17 protein-coding genes and 1 pseudogene are annotated in these 20,443 nt (G+C 69.7%); 10 read left to right on the top strand and 8 right to left on the bottom strand.

Features of this window, described 5'->3' with window-relative positions:
• Positions 1–162: 162 nt before the first annotated feature.
• From COA07_RS04295 to COA07_RS04315, 5 genes are all read right to left on the bottom strand, one after another.
• Positions 163–1,014 carry a helix-turn-helix domain-containing protein gene (locus COA07_RS04295; RefSeq protein WP_066707386.1) on the bottom strand — a complete coding sequence of 284 codons (852 nt, stop codon included), beginning with the start codon at positions 1,012–1,014 and terminating at the stop codon, positions 163–165.
• Between the two features lie 94 nt (positions 1,015–1,108).
• Entirely contained in the window at positions 1,109–2,407 is a 1,299-nt protein-coding gene (locus tag COA07_RS04300; protein ID WP_066707389.1) for a spinster family MFS transporter, read from the bottom strand.
• 156 nt (positions 2,408–2,563) lie between these two features.
• Positions 2,564–5,377 (bottom strand): TonB-dependent receptor, encoded by a 2,814-nt coding sequence (locus tag COA07_RS04305; protein ID WP_066707405.1) that lies wholly within the window; start codon positions 5,375–5,377, stop codon positions 2,564–2,566.
• Positions 5,378–5,615: 238 nt separating this feature from the next.
• Entirely contained in the window at positions 5,616–6,683 is a 1,068-nt protein-coding gene (locus COA07_RS04310) for an acyl-CoA dehydrogenase family protein (RefSeq protein ID WP_066707392.1), read from the bottom strand.
• A 132-nt stretch (positions 6,684–6,815) separates the two neighbouring features.
• The gene (locus tag COA07_RS04315; protein WP_066707395.1) at positions 6,816–8,036 is read right to left on the bottom strand and encodes an acyl-CoA dehydrogenase family protein; all 1,221 of its coding nucleotides are present in this window, start codon (positions 8,034–8,036) and stop codon (positions 6,816–6,818) included.
• 281 nt (positions 8,037–8,317) lie between these two features.
• Here COA07_RS04315 and COA07_RS04320 point away from each other — a divergent pair, with 281 nt between their 5' ends.
• Positions 8,318–9,535, top strand: a complete 1,218-nt coding sequence (locus tag COA07_RS04320) for an MFS transporter (RefSeq protein ID WP_245841993.1) — start codon at positions 8,318–8,320, stop codon at positions 9,533–9,535.
• Positions 9,532–10,068 (top strand): annotated as a pseudogene (locus COA07_RS04325) (glutathione S-transferase N-terminal domain-containing protein); the annotation flags it as partial. The gene COA07_RS04320 and the pseudogene COA07_RS04325, both read left to right, overlap by 4 nt.
• A 169-nt stretch (positions 10,069–10,237) precedes the next feature.
• Here COA07_RS04325 and COA07_RS04330 read toward each other — a convergent pair.
• Entirely contained in the window at positions 10,238–11,023 is a 786-nt protein-coding gene (locus COA07_RS04330; protein WP_066707411.1) for an SDR family NAD(P)-dependent oxidoreductase, read from the bottom strand.
• A 69-nt stretch (positions 11,024–11,092) separates the two neighbouring features.
• Between COA07_RS04330 and COA07_RS04335 the strand changes: the two genes are divergently transcribed.
• From COA07_RS04335 to COA07_RS04370, 8 genes are all read left to right on the top strand, one after another.
• Positions 11,093–12,628 (top strand): class I adenylate-forming enzyme family protein, encoded by a 1,536-nt coding sequence (locus COA07_RS04335; protein WP_066707413.1) that lies wholly within the window; start codon positions 11,093–11,095, stop codon positions 12,626–12,628.
• 15 nt (positions 12,629–12,643) lie between these two features.
• Positions 12,644–13,426 (top strand): acyl-CoA thioesterase, encoded by a 783-nt coding sequence (locus COA07_RS04340; RefSeq protein WP_066707399.1) that lies wholly within the window; start codon positions 12,644–12,646, stop codon positions 13,424–13,426.
• Positions 13,427–13,552: 126 nt separating this feature from the next.
• The gene (locus COA07_RS04345) at positions 13,553–14,059 is read left to right on the top strand and encodes an EF-hand domain-containing protein (RefSeq protein ID WP_141396471.1); all 507 of its coding nucleotides are present in this window, start codon (positions 13,553–13,555) and stop codon (positions 14,057–14,059) included.
• A 79-nt stretch (positions 14,060–14,138) separates the two neighbouring features.
• Positions 14,139–14,861 carry a response regulator gene (locus tag COA07_RS04350; protein ID WP_066711852.1) on the top strand — a complete coding sequence of 241 codons (723 nt, stop codon included), beginning with the start codon at positions 14,139–14,141 and terminating at the stop codon, positions 14,859–14,861.
• A 67-nt stretch (positions 14,862–14,928) separates the two neighbouring features.
• A complete protein-coding gene (locus tag COA07_RS04355) occupies positions 14,929–16,242 on the top strand; it encodes a sensor histidine kinase (protein ID WP_083956944.1) in 1,314 nt (437 codons plus the stop codon).
• Between the two features lie 118 nt (positions 16,243–16,360).
• Positions 16,361–17,287, top strand: a complete 927-nt coding sequence (gene epsC / locus COA07_RS04360; RefSeq protein ID WP_066711850.1) for a serine O-acetyltransferase EpsC — start codon at positions 16,361–16,363, stop codon at positions 17,285–17,287.
• On the top strand, positions 17,284–18,027 hold the full coding sequence (locus tag COA07_RS04365; RefSeq protein ID WP_174525841.1) for a gamma-glutamyl-gamma-aminobutyrate hydrolase family protein: 744 nt from the start codon (positions 17,284–17,286) through the stop codon (positions 18,025–18,027). The genes epsC and COA07_RS04365 overlap by 4 nt, the downstream gene beginning before the upstream one ends.
• On the top strand, positions 18,024–19,301 hold the full coding sequence (locus tag COA07_RS04370) for a dicarboxylate/amino acid:cation symporter (RefSeq protein WP_066711849.1): 1,278 nt from the start codon (positions 18,024–18,026) through the stop codon (positions 19,299–19,301). Before COA07_RS04365 ends, COA07_RS04370 begins: the two co-directional genes overlap by 4 nt.
• Positions 19,302–19,337: 36 nt before the next feature.
• Here the strand turns inward: COA07_RS04370 and COA07_RS04375 are convergent, their stop codons facing one another.
• Positions 19,338–19,532 carry a hypothetical protein gene (locus COA07_RS04375; RefSeq protein ID WP_066711848.1) on the bottom strand — a complete coding sequence of 65 codons (195 nt, stop codon included), beginning with the start codon at positions 19,530–19,532 and terminating at the stop codon, positions 19,338–19,340.
• Between the two features lie 81 nt (positions 19,533–19,613).
• Positions 19,614–20,426, bottom strand: a complete 813-nt coding sequence (locus tag COA07_RS04380; RefSeq protein ID WP_096640469.1) for an ATP-binding protein — start codon at positions 20,424–20,426, stop codon at positions 19,614–19,616.
• Between the last annotated feature and the right edge of the window lie 17 nt (positions 20,427–20,443).

A 20,443-nucleotide genomic window follows, 5' to 3' on the forward strand; every position in this document is an offset into this window, starting at 1 on the left:
GCCGCCCGCGCCCGCAGGCTCTGTCACCTCGGACCCGTTCCGGGGTCCACCGTTCCGCACACGCCGAGGTGTGCGGACTCGCGGCACGATGGATGCCGGATCAAGTCCGGCATGACGGACGGAATGTCACGACGGTGTCGAGGAGCTCGCCACGTCTTCCCCTCACACCGCCTCGCCCAGCGCGTCCACCCGCCGCTGGATCGCCAGCTGGTTCATCGGCCCGCGCTGCCGCACGAAATCGCGCACGGAGCAGCCCAGGAACAGGTGGCTGTCGCGCAGGAAGTGCGATCGGTCCCAGTAACCCGCCGCCTCCAGCGCCTCCGCACCGGATGCCGGGTCGATCAGGATCGCCGACAGCGCGCGCAGGAACCGGTTGCGGCGCAGCAGCACCTTGGGCGTGAAGCCGAACGTCGCGCGGGTCAGCGTCGTCAGCGCGCGCGGCGTCGTCTCCAGCGCCTCGGCCACCGCCTCGATCCGCGTCGTCGCGGGATCGTCCAGCAATCGCGTCAGCAGCGCGACGCGCGGGTCGGCGGGCGGGCGGCGCTGCAACCGCGTTTCCAGCCACGCCGCGAACGCCGCGACCGGGGTGTCGCCCGCCGCCTCCGCCGCCGCCAGCGCATCGCGCAGCGCCTCGCCCCCGCCGTCCAGCATCGCCAGCGGCACGACCCGGTTGGCATGGCGCGACAGGTCGCCGCCGAACAATTGCGCCCAGCCCGCGGGGCGCAGGCCGACGCCGATCAGCGTCCCGCTGCCCTCCACCGCCACCTGCCCCGCCTGGCTGGTCGGCCCCATGAACGCCAGGTCCGGGACATTGTCGAACACGCGATTGCCGATGCGCTTCGACCAGCGCGCCCCATCGTGCAGCGCGATGCGGATCGTCGCCGGGCTGGGCAGCAGGATGTCGCGATAGCCGCCCGGCACGTCGGGCACGCGAAACCGGTGGAAGGCGGTGATGTAACCCGTCAGGCCCGCCGGCGGCGCCCAATAGCCGACCGGCCCGTGTTGATCGTCCATCCCCTGCCCTTCCCCCCAGAAGGCGTTATCATGCCGCTCTCATACGTGGGACGGGCCGGGGGGCAAGCGATTGTTCCAAAACGGAACGATTTCCTCAGTCCGCCGCGCGCCGCATCAGCACGCCGGCGCGCCAGTACAGGAAGATCGGCACCGGGGTCATCATCGCCACCGCCAGCATCGCATAGCGCAGCGACTGGTCGCCCAGCGCCGGCTGCATCAGGTCGCTCAGCCGCCCGACCGCCAGCGGCCCCAGCCCCAGCCCGATCAGGTTGACCATCAGCAGCGTCAGCGCCGCCCACATCGCGCGCAGCCGCAGCGGCGCCAGATGCTGGATCAGCGCATAGGTCGGCCCCAGATAGACGCCCGCGAACAGCAGCGACACGAAATAGGCGCCCAGCGCGACCGGCACGGAATCGAAGAAGTAGAAGGATACGGCGAACGGGAACGCGATCGTCTTCATCGCCGCGATCACCCACGCCTGCGCATGCAGGCCGTAGCGTTTCGCCATCCGGTCGGCGATCGCCCCGCCCAGCAGCGCGCTCGCCCCGCCGACCAGCGCGGCGGGCAGTGCGATGTAATTGGCGACGGTCAGCATCGACATGCCCATTGACCGCTGCATGTAGCTCGGCCCCCAGCCGGTCAGCGCATAGCCGACCAGCGACGTCAGCGTCATGCCCGCCACCAGATGCACCGCCGCGGGATTGTGCAGCATCGCCAGAAAGCCGCGCCACATGCTCGGCAGCGGCTCGGTCTCCTCCTCCGCGACGCGCTGCACGTCGGACAGGCCGCGGCGCGGCTCGGCGACGAACAATCGCACGATCAGCGCCAGCACGATGCCCGGGATGCCGACCACCAGCATCGCCGCGCGCCAGCCATAGGCATGCGCGACATTCCCGCCGATCATGATCCCCAGCCCCCCGCCCAGCAGGACGCCCAGCGAATAGATCGCCATCGCGCTCGCGCGCTTTTCGGGGGGATACAGGTCCGCGATGATCGACTGGCTCGGCGGCCCCGCCCCCGCCTCGCCCACGCCCACGCCGACACGCGCCAGCAGCAGCTGGGTGAAATTCTGCGCGACGCCGCACAATGCGGTCATCACGCTCCACACCGCCAGACTGGCGGCGATGATGTTGCGCCGGCTGGTCCGGTCCGCCAGCCGCGCGATCGGAATGCCCAGCGTGGCGTAGAAGATCGCGAACACCAGCCCGGACAGCAGCCCCAGCTGCGTATCGCTCAGCGACAGGTCGCGCTTGATCGGCTCCAGCAGGATCGCCAGGATCTGCCGGTCCATGAAGCTGAAGAAATAGGTCAGCGTCAGCAGCGCCAGCGTGATCCAGCGGCGCTTGAGGACCAGGGTCTCGTCGATTTCCCGGCGCTGCGTGATCGGGGCCATCCGCCTCTCCTCGTTCGTGTCTTCTGTCGGACGAGGCTAGCCGTTGCGACCCGGCACGGCGACAGGATGCGACATCAAAAACATTTCGTTACAATGATATGCCGGCGGGACCGGCGACGGCATCGCAACGATGCCGCCGCCTGTCCGCCGGCCCGGTCAGAACCGCCCGCGCAGCGTCACGCCATAGGTTCGCGGCTCGGCCAGGAAGTTCGAGAAGATCTGCCGCCCGCCCGGATATTGCGGGTCCTGGAATGCGGCGGTGTTGGCGCCTTCCTGGAACGGCGAGTTGAACGCGACCTGCGCATAATCCTTGTTGAAGACGTTCTGCGCCCAGAATTCCACCGCCCATTTCTGGCTCGGCCCGCGCAGGCCGACACGCGCGTTGACCAGCGCGAAGCCGTCCTGAACCTTCTGCGGGAACAGGTCCGACCCGGTGTTATAATCGCCGGTCAGGCGGGTATCGACGTAGAACAGCGCCGACAGGCCGCTGCTGCCGATATCCGGGGTAAACGCGACCGACCCCGTCACCGTGATCGGCGCGGCCAGCGACAGTTGCTGCCCCGGCAGCTTGCGCAGCGCCTGGTTCAGCGGCGCGCCGCTGGCCCGGCCGACCAGCTGGTCGCGGAACTTGGTGTCGGCATAGGTCAGGCCGGCGGTGACGCGGAAATCGCGGATCGGGACCAGCGTCGCTTCCAGCTCGACGCCCTGCGACCGCACGCCATAGCCGACGTCGCCGCTCGGGCACGCGCCGGTGGTCGCCGCGGCGGCATTGTAGTTCGGCGCCGCGGTGAACTTGCTCTGGTCGCGATCGCCGCCGCCCAGGCTCGACGAACAGCCGTTGACGTTCTCGACGATGAAGACCGTGCCGTCGAAGGTGTTGAGCTGGAAATTGCTGAAATCCTGCCGGAACGCCGCCGCCGACAGGCTGAACGGGCCGGTCGCGTACTTGAAGCCGATTTCGAACGCGTTCACGGTCTCGGCATCGAACTGCAGATTGCGCGCCAGCGCCTGCGCGCCCGCCTGCGCGCTGCCCCCGCCGAAGCTGGCGAAGGGCAGCGTCGGCGCCTTCAGCGCCGAACGGTCGAAGTTGAAGCCGCCGGCCTTGTACCCGCGCGAATAGCTGCCGTAGACGAGCAGGTCGTCGATCGGCTTCCACGACGCCACCGCGGTGCCGGTGAATTCATCCTCGCTGCGTTCGTCGGCGATGCTGACGCCGTTCAGCTCCGCGGTCGAATTGCCCTGGCACGACAGGCCGATGATACCGCCGGCCACCGCCGCCAGCGCGGCGTTGCCCAGGAACGGCGTCAGCGCGGCCTGGTTCTGCGTGCAGGCGACGTTGTCGTTGCCGAACGTCGCGGAAAAGCGCTTCTTCTCCTTGGTGTAGCGCAGGCCCAGCGTCAGGTCGACAGTGTCGGTGATGTGGACGATGTTGTGCGTGAACGCCGCGAAGCTGGTGGTGTTCTGGTTATAGCGGTCGATGGTCGAGCCGCGATCGTTCAGCCCGTCGAGCCGCAGCAGCGAGGCGAGCAGCGGCGCGCCCGCCGCGCCGAACGCGCCGGAGAACGCCGCCTGGCTGGCGACGCAGCCCGCCGCCGCAGGGTTGTACAGCGCCGCAAGGCCACCGCCCGAGATCAGGCGGCAGGTCGCGAAGCGTCCGTACTGGCTGCCGAAGCGCAGGTTGCTGCGCCCGCGATACTTCTCGTCCATGTAGAAGCCGCCGACCAGCCAGTCGAGCTTGTCGCCGAACGCGCTGCCGTTCAGCCGCAGCTCCTGCGTGAAGGTGCGGAACTGGCGGCGGTTATTGCCGTCGTTGGCGTTGTAGAGGATGTCGACGGTGCCGTAGTCGACGTCACCGGCCTGGGTGTTGTAATAGTCGCGATAGGCGGTGATCGACGTCAGCTTGGCGCCGCCGAAATCCCAGTCGAGCTGCCCCGACACGCCCCAATCCTCCATCTTGCCGCCATAGCTGCGGCCCGGCGTGACGGAGACGTCGCGGCTGTAATTCTGGTTGAACGCGCCCAGATTCTGGCCCAGGTCGCGCAGCACGTTGATGATGTTGTTGCCGTTGCTTCCCGCCGCGACGCCGGCATTGACCGAGGCGACCGGCGTGGTCAGGTTGCCGATGAATTCGTTCATCGTCGGGCTGACATAGGTCGCCGCGCAGCAGCTTTCGTCGCGCTTCGTATAATCGCCGATCAGGCGGAAGCTGATCGCGTCGCTGGGTTCGAAGACCAGCTGCGCCCGGCCGAAGAAACGGTCGCGGTCGTTGATCGTCGTCTTGTTGGCCGGATCGTTGTAGAAGCCGTCGCGCTTCACATAGACGCCGTCGAGCCGGAAGGCGAGGTTCTCGCTGATCGGGCCGGTCACGCCGGCGGCCAGCCGCCAGAAATCGAAATTGCCGTAGGTCACCTCGGCATTGCCGCCGAAGGTGAAGCTCGGCCGCTTGCTGACGACGGAGATCAGGCCGGCGGACGAATTGCGGCCACCCAGCGTGCCCTGCGGACCGCGCAGCACCTCGACCCGGTCGATCTCGCCCAGTTCGTTGAGGCCGATGCCCGCGCGCGAGCGATAGACGCCGTCGATCAGCACCACGACCGAGCTTTCAAGCCCGGGATTGTCGCCGACCGTACCGATACCGCGGATGCGCGGCGAACCGTTCGCTTCGGACCCCGTGGAGGTCACCAGCAGCGACGGCGCCAGCTGGTTGAGCTGGCGGATGTCATTGGCGCCGGACAGCGCCAGGCTCTCGGCGTTCACCGCGGAAATCGCCACCGGCACGTCGGCCAGCGCCTGCGCGCGCCCCTGCGCGGTCACGACGATGTCGGCGGTGTTGAGGTCCTGCGCCCCGGTCGTCGTCTGGTCGGCGGGCGCGGCCTGTCCGGCGGTGGCATCGGTGGTCGCCTGGGCAGCCGCCATGGGCGCCACGAAACAGGCGGCCGCGCACGCGGCCAGCAGCGTGTACCTCGTCATCATCTCTCTCCCGTCGCGGTCGTCGCATCTGCCTGACGATCGTACCGCGTCTTCGATTGGAGCGATTCGGAGAGTGAATTACAAGTGAAAAATGGCGTTATATTACCGATGCGGACCAACCGATGCTTCTATGTCGCACTCCAAACGAAAACGGGCGCGCGGCCTGCCGATGGCCGCGCGCCCGATCGCACATCGTCCGCCGCGTCGACGTGACGCGGCGGCCCAGCGCGGCGCCCCGTCAATAGCCGTTCAGCCGCCCGAAGCGGTCGCGGTGGAACGCACTGTTTCCCCACAATACTTCCAGTACCGCCGCACGCTTCAGGTACAGGCCGGCGTCATATTCGTCGGTCATGCCCACGCCGCCGTGCAACTGCACCATCTCGCGGCTGACCAGCTTCAGCGTCTCGCCCGCGGTCGCCTTCGCCAGGCTGACCGCCTGGTCGACGTCGCTGCGCCCCGCGTCGATCGCCTCCAGCGCGCCCTCGACCGCCGACCGCATCAGCTGCAATTCGGTGAACTGCTTGGCCATGCGATGCTGGAGCGCCTGGAACGTCGACAGCACCTGCCCGAACTGCACGCGCTGCTTCAGGTAATCGTTGGTCTGCTGGAACGCGGCCTCCGCCATCCCCAGCATCTCGGCACAGGTCACCGCCGCCGCGCGGTCGACCACCGCCGCGGTCAGCTCCGGCCCGCCCAGCTTCTCCGCCGGGGCATTGTCGAACGCGACATGCGCATGGCTGCGCTCGTCGGCCATGTGGCGGTGGCTGACGGTCACGCCCTCGCCCTTCTCGACCAGGTACAGCCCGTCCTGCGCCGCCACCACGAACATGTCCGCGCCATCGCCCTCGGCGACGAACGGCTTGGCGCCGGTCAGCCGCCCGCCGACGACGGTCGTGCCCGATACCGCGCCGTCATGGACCGGCCCTTCGTCCACCGCCAGCGTCGCGATCTTCTCGCCCGATGCCAGCTGCGGCAGCCACGTCTGCCTGGCGGTGTCGGACGATCCCATCACGATCGCGCTTGCCGCCACCGCGGTCGATGCCAGCGGCGATGCGGTCAGGTTGCGGCCCAGCTGCTCCACCACCAGCCCCAGCGACAGGTAACCGAACGCCGACCCGCCGAATTCCTCCGGGATCACCACGCCCGCCCAGCCCATCTGGCCGATCGCGCCCCAGGCGTCGCGGTCGAACCGCTCGGCCGGCGCCGCGGCGCGCATCTTGCGGAACGCACCGACCGGGCCTTCATTGTCGGCCCATTCGCGCGCCATGTCGCGCAGCATCACCTGTTCGTCGTTGAGTACCGCCACTGCCGTCTCTCCCTGTCCGTCCGGGATAACCGGGGAGGGGGCGCCTCTTGGCGGGCGCCCCCCTCTACCCGGCCCTCTCCTGACGCGGCGATCGTCCGCCGCCGCGCCTAGCCGATATTACCGCCGCACCGCTTACTGGTGGTCGAGCATCCCCAGGATGCGCTTGGCGATGACGTTGTTCTGGATCTCGGTCGAACCGCCGTAGATCGACACCGCCTTGCCCCACAGCCAGCTGCGGGTCTGCGCCAGTTCGTCCTCGCTGAAGCCTTCGCCGTCCCAGCCCAGGCCCTGCATCCCCATGATCTCGATGTTCAGCTCGGCCCGGTCCTGGGTGATGCGCGCGCCGACGTTCTTCATGATGCTGGTCGCCGCCGACGGCCCGGCATTGCCCTTGGCCTCCAGCGCGGCACGCCGCAGCGTCAGCGCGAAGGCGCGCTGGTCCATCTCATGCTTGATGATGCGGGTGCGCAGGTCGGCATCGCCGATCCGCCCCTCGCCGTCCGCACCGCGATACTTCTTGGCGATCTCCGGCACGCTCTTGCCCGCGTTCATCCGGCTCGCCGAACCGCTGCCGCCCGACAGCGAGCTGCGCTCATGCTGCAACAGGCGGGTGCCGATTTCCCAGCCCTGCCCTTCACGCCCGACCAGATTGCCCTTGGGCACCTTCACGTTGGTGAAGAACGTCTCGCAGAACGGCGACTGCCCGCTGATGAGGCGGATCGGCCGCGTCTCGACGCCCTCGGCATCCATGTCGATCAGCAGGAAGCTGATGCCGGCATGTTTCTGCGACTTGTCGGTGCGCACCAGCGCGAAGCACTTGTCGGCCCATTGCCCGCCCGACGTCCACGTCTTCTGCCCGTTGACGACGTAATGGTCGCCCCGATCCTCAGCAAAGGTCTGGAGGCTGGCCAGGTCCGACCCCGCGCCCGGCTCCGAATAGCCCTGGCACCAGCGCACCTCGCCGCGCACGATGCCGGGGATGTGCGCCTGCTTCTGCTCCTCGGTGCCATATTCCAGCAGCGTCGGGCCGAACATCATCACACCCATGCCGCCGATCGGGTTCCACGCACCGGCGCGCGCCATCTCGTCCTGCAACACGCGCGCCTCGGCCCGCGACAGCCCGCCGCCGCCATATTCCTTCGGCCAGGTCGGCACGCCCCAGCCCTTGGCGCCCATCGCCTCGCGCCACGCCTTCTGCTCGGGCGTCTCCTCGGTCGGCCCCTCGACCGCCGACATGGAATTATCATGCCCTTTCAGCGACGGGGGGAAGTTCGCCTCCAGCCAGCTGCGCACTTCCTGACGGAAGCCGTCGAGCGCGTCGGCGGGGCGGTCCAGTTCGGGGGCGGTGGCCATGACATCATTCTCCGCGTGATCGCATTGGGTTCCCGATTCTGAAGATCGGGTATGCTCGCCACCCATGGCACGTTTGCCGCGCGATGCAAAGCGCGAAGCGAAGGCGGCGGCAAGAGGCGCGTCACGCACAGCGCTCGAAACGCCGCGGCAGGCGCGTTTCGGCGGCCAAGACCTCTTCCGGTCACGCGCATCACCCCCCGCCGACCGCTCCCCACCGCGCGCAAACGGTGTCGCGGGGGCCGTTTTGGGGCTACCGTCCGCGGCAAAACAGGGGAATCGGGGTGCGTTTCGATCATCGTGCGGTGCCGATCGTGCTGGCGGCGGTGGTCGTCGACGTCATCGGCTTCGGCATCGTCATGCCGGTGCTGCCCGGGCTGATCGTGGAGATCGGCCACGTCACCCTGCCCCAGGCGACTCGAATCGCCGGCTGGATGCTCGCCGCCTTCGCGCTGGCGCAATTCTTCGCCGGGCCGGTCCTCGGCAATCTCGGCGACCGCTTCGGCCGCCGCCCGGTGCTGATGCTGGCGATGCTCGCCTATGCGCTCGACTATGCGTTGATGGCCTGGGCGCCGACGCTGGCGTGGCTGTTCCTCGGCCGCCTCGTCGCGGGGGTGGCGGGCGCCAGCTTCGGTCCGGCCGGCGCGGTGATCGCGGACGTCACCCCGCCCGAACGCCGCGCCGCCGGCTTCGGCCTGCTCGGCGCGTGCTTCGGGATCGGCTTCATCATCGGCCCCGCGCTCGGCGGCCTGGTCGCGACCTTCGGCCACCGCGCCCCGTTCGTCGCCGCCGCCGCGCTGGCGGCACTCAATGCCGCAGCCATGTTCCTGTTTTTGCCCGAAACCCTGCGCCCGGAAAACCGCCGCCCCTTCGTGCTGCGCGACGCGCATGTGATCGGCGCGTTCCGCCCGCTGTTCGCCGCCGGACGCGCCGCGCCGCTGCTGGTGGCGTGGTTCGTGTGGCAGGTCGGCGGGGTCGTCTACCCGGCGGTGTGGAGCTTCTGGGCGACGATCCGCTTCGGCTGGAGCGCGACGCAGATCGGCTGGAGCCTCGCCTGGGTCGGACTGCTCCAGCTGATCGTGCAGGTGACGCTCACCGCCCGAACGGTGCGTCGGCTGGGGGAACGGACCACCGCCGTGCTCGGCCTGGCGTGCAGCGCCGCGACGCTGCTCGCCTATGCCTTCACGACGCAGGGGTGGCAGGTTTATGCCTTTTTCCTCGTGGGTTGCCTGGGGGCATTGGCATGGCCTGCGATGAACGGGCTGCTCAGCCGGCTGGTCGATGCGCAGCGGCAGGGCGCGTTGCAGGGCGGGCTGGGCAGCCTCAATTCGGTCGCCGCGATCATCGGCCCGCTGCTCGCCGCGCAAAGCCTGGCGTGGGGCGCGGCGCGCGGGTTCGACGGGCTGGCGTTCCTGATCGCCGGGGTGCTGATCGGCGTGGCGGCATTGATCGTCGCGCTGCTCGTCCCCACTCTCCGCGCTCCCGATGGAGACAGCGCATGATCGACCTGCACTACTGGCCCACCCCCAACGGCCACAAGATCACGATATTCCTCGAGGAAGCGGGCCTCGATTACACGATCCACCCCGTCAACATCGGCAAGGGCGAACAGTTCGCGCCCGATTTCCTCGCCATCGCGCCCAACAACCGGATGCCCGCGATCGTCGATCATGCCCCCACCGACGGCGGGGCGCCGATCAGCGTGTTCGAATCGGGCGCGATCCTGCTCTATCTCGCGCACAAGACCGGCAAGTTCGGCGGCGCCTCCCCGCGTGCGCATGTCGACGTGCTGCAATGGCTGATGTGGCAGATGGGCGGCCTGGGACCGATGGCCGGGCAGAACCACCATTTCGGCCGCTACGCGCCGGAGAAGATCCCCTATGCGATTGACCGGTACGTGAAGGAAACCAACCGTCTGTACGGCGTCCTTGACCGCCGGCTCGAAGGGCGGGAGTTCGTGATCGGCGACGAATATACCGTCGCGGACATGGCCGCCTTCCCATGGATCCTGCCCGAGGCGCAGGGACAGGACATGGCCGACTTTCCCAACCTGTCGCGCTGGCACGCGGCGATCAAGGCGCGCCCGGCGGTGGAGCGCGCCTATGCCAAGGGGCGCGAGATCCAGGCCCAGCCCGCCGAGATGACCGACGAACAGCGCGCATCCTGTTCGGCCAGTCCTCGACCCCGGCGCGCTAGACCTTGCGCTAGATTTCCCGACCCGGGCGGCGGCTCATCCCGATGTCGAGATGCCCGCCCCCGTCCAGCAGCAGGACCTCGCCGGTCATCACCCGGCTGGCGGGGTCCAGCAGCATCTCGATCGGCCCGGCGATATCGTCCGGCCCCGCCGCCATCGCCATCGGCAGCGCGCCGGCGACCTTGTCGTTCAGCCGGGCGAATCCTTCCTCGCCCAGCCGTTTCTCGAACCAGCCGGTCCCGACATAGCCGGGCGCCACCGCATTGACGCGGATCGCCGGCGCCAGCACCCGCGCCAGGCTCTTGGTCATCGTGATCAGCGCGCCCTTCGACGCGGCATAGGCGACCGACGATCCGATCCCGAACACCCCCGCCACGCTCGCTACGTTGACGACCGCGCCCATGTCACTGTGGCGCAGGTGCGGCGCGCAGGCGCGGATCATCTGGAACGGCGCGATCGTGTTGAGGCGGTAGATGTCGACGAAATCCTCGGCATCCAGCGCGTCCATGTCCTCATGCGCGGCGAATTTGGTGCGCCCGGCATTGTTGACCAGGAAGTCGATCCGCCCGAACGCATCCACCGCCGCCGCGGCCAGCGCGCGGCACTGATCGTCGGCGACGATGTCCGCCCGCACCGCGATCGCGCCATTGCCAACCTCCGCCACCAGCGCCTCGGCATCGTCGCGGCTCGACGCATAATTGACCACGCACCGCACCCCGCGCGCCGCCAGCCGCCGCACCACCGCCGCCCCGATCCCGGTTCCACCCCCGGTCACGATCGCCACTGCGTCCCGCATCATCCGCTCCCATCGTTTTCGAAGATCGCGTATGGCATTCGCGATCCGCTTCGCCTAGCCATGGCGATCATGACGACCACCGCTGCCGATCTGCTCGACCGTGATTTCGGGACCTTGCCCGATCTCATCCGCGCCCATGCGCTGCGCGTCCCGGACAAGCTGGCGATCGCCGACGACGATCGCGCGATCGGCTACGGCGATCTCGATCGGCTGATGGATCGCATCGCCGCCGCGCTGCAACGCGACGGCACGGCGCAGCGGCAGGCGGTCGCCTCCGTCTCCTATCCCTCGGTCGCGCAGGCGGCCGTGTTCCTGGGAACGCTGCGCGCCGGCTCGGTCGCCGCACCGATTCAGCCGTCGGCGACGCCGGAACAGATCGCGGGCATGATCGCCGATTCCGGCGCCGACCTCGTCTTCCTCGATGCCGCCAACGCCGCCGCGCTGGCAGGGCAGGCGATCGCCGCGCGGGTGGTGATGCTGGAGGAGCTGGACGCCTGGCTCGCCCCCGACGATGCCGCGCCCACGCCGGTCACGATCGCGCCCGAGGACGGGTTCAACATCATCTATTCGTCCGGCACCACCGGCATTCCCAAGGGGATCGTGCAGAGCCACGCGATGCGCTGGCAGCATCTGTCGCGCAACGCCGGCGCCGGGTTCGACCGCGCGGTAACGCTGCTGGCGACGCCGCTCTATTCGAACACCACGCTGGTCAGCTTCCTGCCGACGCTCGCCTGGGGCGGCAGCGTGGTGCTGATGAAGAAGTTCGACGCGCACCGCTATCTCGAACTGGCGCAGCACTATCGCGCGACGCACACGATGCTGGTGCCGGTGCAGTACCAGCGGATCATGGCGCTGCCGGATTTCGACACCTTCGACCTTGCGTCGTTCCGGTTCAAGACGTGCACCTCCGCGCCGTTCAAGCCGGAGCTGAAGCGCGACGTCCTGACGCGCTGGCCCGGCCTGCTGGTCGAATATTACGGCATGACCGAGGGCGGCGGCAGCTGCGGCCTCAACGCCACCGAACATCCCGACAAGCTGCACACCGTCGGCCGCCCGATGCCCGGTCACGACATCCGCCTGATCGATGACGACGGCAACGAAGTGCCCGCCGGCGCGACCGGAGAGATCGTCGGCCGATCGCCCGCAATGATGAACGGCTATCACGGCCGCGAACAGGCGACCGCCGACGCAACCTGGATCTCGCCGCAGGGCGAACGCTTCATCCGCCACGGCGACGTCGGCCGCTTCGATGAGGACGGCTTCCTGATCCTGATGGACCGGAAGAAGGACATGATCATCTCCGGCGGGTTCAACATCTACCCCTCGGATATCGAGGCGGTGCTGGCGCAGCATCCCGCGGTCGCCGACGGCACCGTGGTGGGCGTGCCGAGCGAGCAATGGGGCGAAACCCCGGTCGGCTTCTACGTTCCCCGCGCAGGCGCCACCGCCGATGCCGCGACGGTGCTGGCGGAAACGAACGCGAAACTGGGCAAGACGCAGCGGCTGTCGGCGCTCCACCCCACCGACGAACTGCCGCGCAGCGCGATCGGCAAGGTGCTGAAGCGCGAATTGCGCGACCGGCTGGCTGCCGGCGACTTCGCCTGACGAAAGGGCCACGACATGAATCTGAAGGACGTGCTGGCGGCGCTGGAGCCGCAGGACGATGGCGCCAGCTGGCGCGGCATCATCCCCGACAACTGGCTGCAGGGGCGCACCGCCTATGGCGGTCTGTCGAGCGCGATCGCACTTCATTGCGCGATGCGGTCGGACAGCGACCTGCCGCCGCTGCGGTCGGCACAGGTCAGCTTCATCGGCCCGCTCGCCGGCCCGGTGACCGTCACCACCCGCCGCCTGCGGCGCGGCAAGAACGCCGCCTTCATCGAGGCGAACGTGGAGAGCGAGGCCGGGCTGGGCCTGCGCTGCACCTTCGTGTTCATGCGCGCGGTCGACAGCGCGATCGACCATGAGGACACCCCCGCCCCCGATTTCCCGCGCCCCGGCCCGGCGGATACCACGTTCAAGGGCAATCCCCATGTCGCCTTCACGCAGCAGTTCGAGTTCCTGGACCGGCGCGACGGCCCCGCGCTGAAGCCCGCGGAATGGCTGCGCTGGACGCGTCTGAACGATCGCGACGGGATCGATCCGATGGTGGAACTGGTCGCGATCGCCGATTGCCTGCCGCCCGCGGCGCTGCGCATCCTGGGCAAGAACGTGCCGATGAGCTCGCTGACGTGGATGCTCAATATCCTCGGCCCGACGCCCGCCACCGACGACGGCTGGTGGCTGCTGCGTTCCGACGCCGATTATGCGCGCGCGGGCAGCTCGTCACAGGTGATGGGCGTGTGGAATGCGCGCGGGGAGAAGGTCGCGGAGCAGATGCAGTCGGTCGTCATCTTCGGCTGATACATTTCGCGACACTTTCGGGGCTGCGGCGACACAGGTGGACGACAGGCGGCGGGTACGAAGGATCATCGACGGCGGCATCCCCCTAATCGGCCGCCGTCGAACCCCTCTTCCAAAGGATCGCCCGTGAAGAAACCCCTCCTGATCGCTTTGTCGCTTGGCGGCGCGCTGCTGGGCGGCGCGCCCGCGCTGGCCGCGGCGCAGGCCGCGCCCGCTGCCGCCCCCGCCGCCCCTGCCCCGGACGCCGCCCGTTCGCAGACCCGCGCAGAGGCGATCGCCGCCGCCGATCGCCGCTTCGCCGCGATGGATGCCAATCACGACGGCACCGTCACCGCCGAGGAACGCCACGCCTGGCGCGACGCACGCCGTGCCGCGCGCGGCGGCGCCGACGCGGCCACCGCGGGTCGCGGCGACCCCGATCATGCCGGCAAGCGCCGCGGGATGAAGTCGCGCGACATCACCCAGGCCGACTTCCGCGAACGCGCGCTGCGCATGTTCGATCGGATGGACACCAACCACGACGGCGTCGTCGACGCGCGCGAGCGGCAGGCCGCGCGCCTGCTGATGCGCGCGCGGATGACCGGCGGCGACACGGCCCCCACCCCCAGCGGCACCGACAACGGCGCGAACTGATCGCACACCCCGCGCCCGTCCGCCGCGACGGGCGCGGGGGCTTCCCATCGGGGTATCCGCCATGCCAATCCCGGACGCCATGGGCGACACGCCGCACCTTCTGCTCGTCGACGACGAACGCTCGATCCGCGAACCGCTGGCGGTCTATCTGACCAAGCAGGGATTCCGCGTGACGCAGGCGGGCGACGCGGAAAGCGCGCGGACGCGCCTTGCCGCCTATGCGATCGACCTGATCGTCCTCGACATCATGATGCCGGGGGAGGACGGCCTGTCGCTCTGCCGGCACATCCGCGCCAACGGCGACACCCCCGTCATCCTGCTGACCGCGCGCAGCGAGGAAACCGACCGTATCGTCGGGCTGGAAATGGGCGCCGACGATTATGTCGTGAAGCCGTTTTCCCCGCGCGAACTGTCGGCGCGGATCAAGACCGTACTGCGCCGCGCCGCGGGTGGCGGCGGTCTGCGCCAGCATGCGCCGGAAAGCGGCTCCTACGCCTTCGCCGGCTGGGTGCTGAAGACCGGGGAGCGCGCGCTGGTCGATCGCGAAGGCGTGTCGGTGGCGCTGTCCACCGGCGAATACAATCTGCTGCTCGCACTGGTGCAGCGCCCGCGGCAGGTGCTGACCCGCGACCAGCTGCTGGACCTGACGCAGGGGCGCGAGGCCGCCGCCTTCGACCGTGCGATCGACAATCAGGTCAGCCGCCTGCGCCGCAAGATCGAGGCGGATCCCAAGTCGCCGGAGATCATCAAGACCGTCTGGGGCGGCGGCTACGCGCTGTCGACCGACGTCACGCGCCTGTGACCCGCTGGCCTGAGACGTCCCGCCCGTGACCCGGCGCCTCCCCTGGCCGCGCAGCCTGGCCGGGCAGATGGCCTTGCTGGTCGCGCTGGCGCTGTTCGTGGCGCAGGCGTTCAACCTGGCACTGATCCTGCGCGACCGCACCGCCTTCCGCGTGGCGCAGGCGACCCGCCCCGCCGCGGTGCAGATCGCCGACGCGCTCGATCGCGAGGCGCAGGGCCGTCCGCTGTCGCAGGATCGTGGGCGCGTGCGCATCGCCGTCGCCAGCCCGTTGACCCCCGCGATGCGCGACCAGCCCGATCTGGCGCACGAATTGGCGTCGCAGCTAGCCGAACTGGGCGTGCCGGTGCGCCACGTCGCCGTCGCGCTCGCGTCCCCGGATCAATATGCGCTGCGCCCGACCCGTATCGAGCGGCGGATGATGGCGCGCGACGGCGTGGCGCCGCAGCGTCGCGACGCGCTGGTGATGACGGTGCAGCAGCCGTCGGGGCGCTGGCTGGTCGTCGCCTCGCCATGGTCGCGCAACGATTCGCGGCTGTTCTGGCGGCTGCTGGCGCAGACGCTGATCCTGTACGGCGCGGTACTGCTGCCGGTGCTGTGGATCGCCCGGCGCATATCGCGGCCCTTGCGGGAGCTGGCGGCTGCGGCGCGCGGCTATTCGCCTTCGTCCGCGCCCGTACCGCTGGCGGAGAACGGCCCGCCCGATGTGAAGGCCGTGATCGCCGCGTTCAACGCGCTGCGGCTGCGCGTCACCGCGATGCTGGACGAAAAGGATCGGATGCTGGGCGCGATCGGGCACGACCTGCGCACCCCGCTGGCCGCGCTGCGCGTGCGGGTCGAATCGGTGGAGGACGACACCGACCGCGCGCGGATGGTCGAGACGATCGCGGAGATGAACCGGACGCTCGACGACATCCTGTCGCTGGCGCGGATGGGCCGCCCCAGCGAGCCGCCGACCGAGGTCGATCTGGCCGCGCTGGTCGATGCCGTGGTCGAGGACTTCCGCGATCTGGGCGCCGCCGTCACGTTCGAGGAAGCGGAGCGGCTGCGCATGCGGCTGCGCCCCTCGCTGATCCGCCGCGCGATCCGCAACCTGATCGAGAACGCCGTCAAATATGCCGGCGCGGCGGAGGTCACGCTGGAGGCGGGCGAACGCCACGCCGCGATCCACGTCGCCGATCGTGGCCCCGGCATCCCGCAGGAGCGGCTGGACGACGTGTTCGATCCGTTCATCCGCCTGGAAACTTCGCGCAATCGCGATACCGGCGGGATCGGGCTGGGGCTGGCGCTGGCCCGCTCGATCGTGCGCGAGGCGGGTGGCGAGATCGTGTTGAGCGCGCGCGACGGTGGCGGGCTGTGCGCGACGATCACGCTGCCGCGGTGAGCGCATAGTTTTTCTACCGCCCCGCGACGCAGGTTTTGCCCGCCGCGCTATCGACTTCGCGCGTGCAAGCCATATCCTATCGGACAACTGGAGTAAGGGCGTAGGAGCGCGTCGTCACATGACCATTCCCGATACCGTGTCGGGGCTGCGGGCCGCCCGCGCCGACTGGCGCCGCCGTCACGATCATCGCCGCGACATCGGCAGCTTCCCCTCGCGCGATGCGATCGCGGCGATCGTCGATACATTGTCCGCCGCGCTCTACCCGCGCCGGCTGGGCCATTACCGCGCGCCGACCGCGGCGAGCGAGGACGATTATGTCGCCGCCAAGCTGATCGCCGGGCTGCGCGACCTGGAACGCGAGGTCGCCGCCGAGATCGGCTATTGGCAGGAAGAGGCCAGCGCCGACTTCCCCGAACATCAGGCCGCCACGATCGTCCGGCTGTTCGCGACTACCCTGCCCGAGGTGCGCCGGCTGATCGACGGCGATGTCGAGGCCGCGTTCCTCGCCGATCCCGCCGCGCGCAGCGTCGACGAAATCCTGGTCTGCTATCCCGGCGCGATCGCCAGCCTGCACCACCGCATCGCGCACCAGCTGCACCAGCTGGGCGCGCCGATCGTCGCGCGGCTGATGTCCGAACTGGCGAACGAGCGCACCGGGATCGACATCCATCCCGGCGCGACGATCGGCCGGCATTTCTTCATCGATCACGGCACCGGGGTGGTCATCGGCGAAACCGCGATCATCGGCGACCGCGTGCGGCTGTATCAGCATGTGACGCTGGGCGCGCGCAGCGCGCTGGGGCTGGCGCCGCAATCGCCGCGCGCCCGGCTGGCTCGGCATCCGATCGTCGGCAACGACGTCATCGTCTATGCCGGGGCGACGATCCTGGGGCGCGTCACGATCGGCGACCGGTCGGTGATTGGCGGCAACGTGTGGCTGCTGTCCGACGTCGCGCCCGGCAGCGTGCTGGTCCAGCCCGAAGCGGTCCACCTCGACTCCGCCGGCGCCGCCGACCTGCGCGACACGCTGGAAGAGGCGGCATGACCGGCGGCGCCGCGCGGCGGCCGGTCGTGGGCATCATGTGCGGCAACGAACAGGCCGCGCGCCCGATCCAGGCGGTCGCGACCCGCTTCATCGCCCCCGTTACCCATTGGTGCGGCGCGACCGTCCTGCTCGTCCCCGCGGTGACCGATGCGATCGACGTCGCGGCGACCGCCGCCTGCCTCGACGGACTGCTGCTGACCGGCGCGCGCTCGCACGTCGCGCTGGCGTCGGACTGTACCGATCGAAGCGCGGGGGCGACCGATCCGGAACGCGACATCGTCGCGCTGTCGCTCGCCGGACGGATGATCGAGGCGGGCAAGCCGGTGTTCGGCATCTGCCGGGGATTGCAGGAAATCAACGTGCTGTTCGGCGGCTCGCTGCGCACGCTGGACCAGGGATCGCACCTGCGCGGCACGTGGGCGGACGATTACGCCGACCTGTTCGACCATGTGCACCCGGTCGATCTGACCCCCGGCGGCAAGCTGGCGCGGATCAGCGGCTGCGGCCGGCTGGACGTCAATTCGGTGCACCAGATGGCGATCGACCGGCTGGGCACCGGCCTGACGGTGGAGGCGGTGGCCGCCGACGATGCCGTGATCGAGGCGATCACCGCGCATGACGTCGCCGCCGACGTGCTGGCGGTGCAATGGCACCCCGAATGGCAGGGCGCGCCATGCCCGGCCAATCGCGGTTTCTTCACGCTGTTCGGCGCCGCGCTGGCGCGGGCGGCGGCGCGATGAGCACCGCGCGCGCAGGCCGCCTGCCCGGCTTCGGGGTACAGGTGGCGATCGGCATGGCCGCCGGTCTCGCGCTGGGCTTCGCCGCGCGTAGCCTGGGCGGGGCCGATGCGCCGCTGGGCACCACACTCCACACGCTGGGGCAGATCTTCGTCCAGCTGCTCAAGGCGCTGGTCCCCGCCCTGGTGTTCACCGCGATCGTCGGGTCGATCGCCGCGCTGCGCGATCTTAACAACGCCGCGCGGCTGGTCGCGCAGACGCTGCTGTGGTTCGCGCTCACCGCGCTGGCGGCGGTGTCGATCGGGATCGCGCTGGGGCTGCTGCTCCAGCCCGGTCTGCACGCCGGGGTCAGCCCCGCGACCGCCGCCGCGCCGTCCACGACCGGGTCATGGCTCGATTTCCTGAAGGGGCTGGTGCCCGCCAACATGCTGGGCCTGACCGCCAGTACGACGCTGACCGATGGCGCGGCGACGACAATCGTCGGGTTCAACGTCTTGCAGATCATCGTCGCGGCGATCGCGATCGGCGCGGCGGCGGTCAGCGTGGGGGATGCCGGCGCGGGATTCCTTGCGTTCAACGCCTCCGCGCTGGCGGTCTTCCGCCGGCTGCTGCGCTGGGTCATCGCGCTGACGCCGATCGGGTCGGCGGCGCTGATCGGGGACGCGGTGGTCCGCTACGGCTGGACGACGCTGACGTCGCTGGGCACCTATGCGCTCGCTGTCTATCTCGGCCTCGCGCTGGTGTTGTGCGTCGTCTACCCGACGGTGCTGGCGCTCCACGGCCTCAGCCCGTCATGGTTCTATCGCCGCGCCTGGCCTGCGATCCAGCTGGGGTTCGTCTCGCGATCCTCGGTCGGCACGCTGCCGGTGACGGAGGAACTGACCGAGCGCGCGCTGGGCGTGCCGCGCGCCTATGCCGCCTTCGCGGTGCCGCTGGGCGCGACAACCAAGATGGACGGCTGCGCTGCGGTCTATCCCGCGATCTCGGCGATCTTCGTCGCGCAATTCTTCGGGATCGCGCTGCACCTGTCCGACTATGCGGTGATCGCGGCGGTATCGGTGCTGGGGTCGGCGGCGACCGCCGGGCTGACGGGTGCGACGGTGATGCTGACGCTCACTCTGTCGACATTGGGGTTGCCGCTGGAGGGGGTCGGCCTGCTTCTGGCGATCGACCCGATCCTGGACATGGGGCGAACCGCCACCAACGTCGCCGGCCAGATGCTGGTCCCGGTAATCGTCGCGCGCCGCGAACGGCTGCTCGCCCCGGTCACTGCATGACGAAACGGGGTGCGACACCGCACCCCGTCCCATCGCTTATCCGCGCGCGCCGCGCAGCGTGTTGAGCACCGCCGCGGCGGCGACCCCGGCCAGCGCCAGGCTGGCCCACGGCCGCTCCTTCACGAAGCCGCTGGCCTTCTGCGTCAGCGGCGCATCGCCCGAGAAATGCTGGCGCAGCGAATCGGTCAGGCCGGTCTTGCTGTTCGAAACCTTGGCATCGGCGGTCGACATGATCGTATCTCCGGTGGTGGAAAGGACGCCGCGTCAACGCACCGGCACGCCGCCGGTGCCATCGCGTGCCACCGGAGCGCATCAGGTCAGCGCGATCCCCTCGCGCCCCGCCAGTTCGACGACATATTGCCACGCCACCCGGCCCGACCGGCTGCCGCGCCGCGTCGCCCACTGGATCGCATCGGCGGCATCGAACGGCAGGCCGTAGCGATCGGCATAGCCGCGCACGATCGCGCAATAGCCGTCCTGATCGACGACGTGGAAGCCAAGGCTCAACCCGAAACGGTCCGCCAGCGCCAACTGGTCGTCGACCGAATCGCGCGGATTGATCGCGCTGTCCTGTTCACGGATGTCGCGGGTCACCAGATGGCGGCGGTTCGACGTCACGATCAGCCGCGCATTTGCGGGCCGGGCCTCCGCCCCGCCTTCCAGCAGCGATCGCAGCCCGCGCGCGTCGCCGGCGGCGTCGAACCCCAGATCGTCGAGGAAGATCGCAAAGGCGCGCGGCACCGCGGCGATCGTGTCGAACAGCGCGGGCAGCGTCGCCAGCCGGTCACCCGGCACCTCGACCAGCGCCAGCGCGCCGCCCTCGCCCTGCACCGCGCCCGCCGCCGCCTTCACCAGCGCGGACTTGCCGGTGCCGCGCGCACCCCACAACAGCGTGTCCTGCGCGGCATGGCCCGCCGCCAGCCGCCGCAGGTTGTCGGTCAGCGCGGTCTTCTGCGCATCGACCCCGTGCAGCATCGCCAGCGGCAGCGGCGCGAAGGCGCGCGCGGCGACCAGCGCGCCGTCGCGCCAGACATAAGCGGGGTGCGCCAGCGGGTCGGCGTTGGCGGGCGATGGCGGGGCAAGCCGCTCCAGCGCGGCGGCGATCCGGTCGAGGGGGTCGGACATGCCGTCCGCGCTACCCG

Origin of the sequence: Sphingomonas adhaesiva (assembly GCF_002374855.1) — a bacterium.
Taxonomy (GTDB): Bacteria; Pseudomonadota; Alphaproteobacteria; order Sphingomonadales; family Sphingomonadaceae; genus Sphingomonas; species Sphingomonas adhaesiva.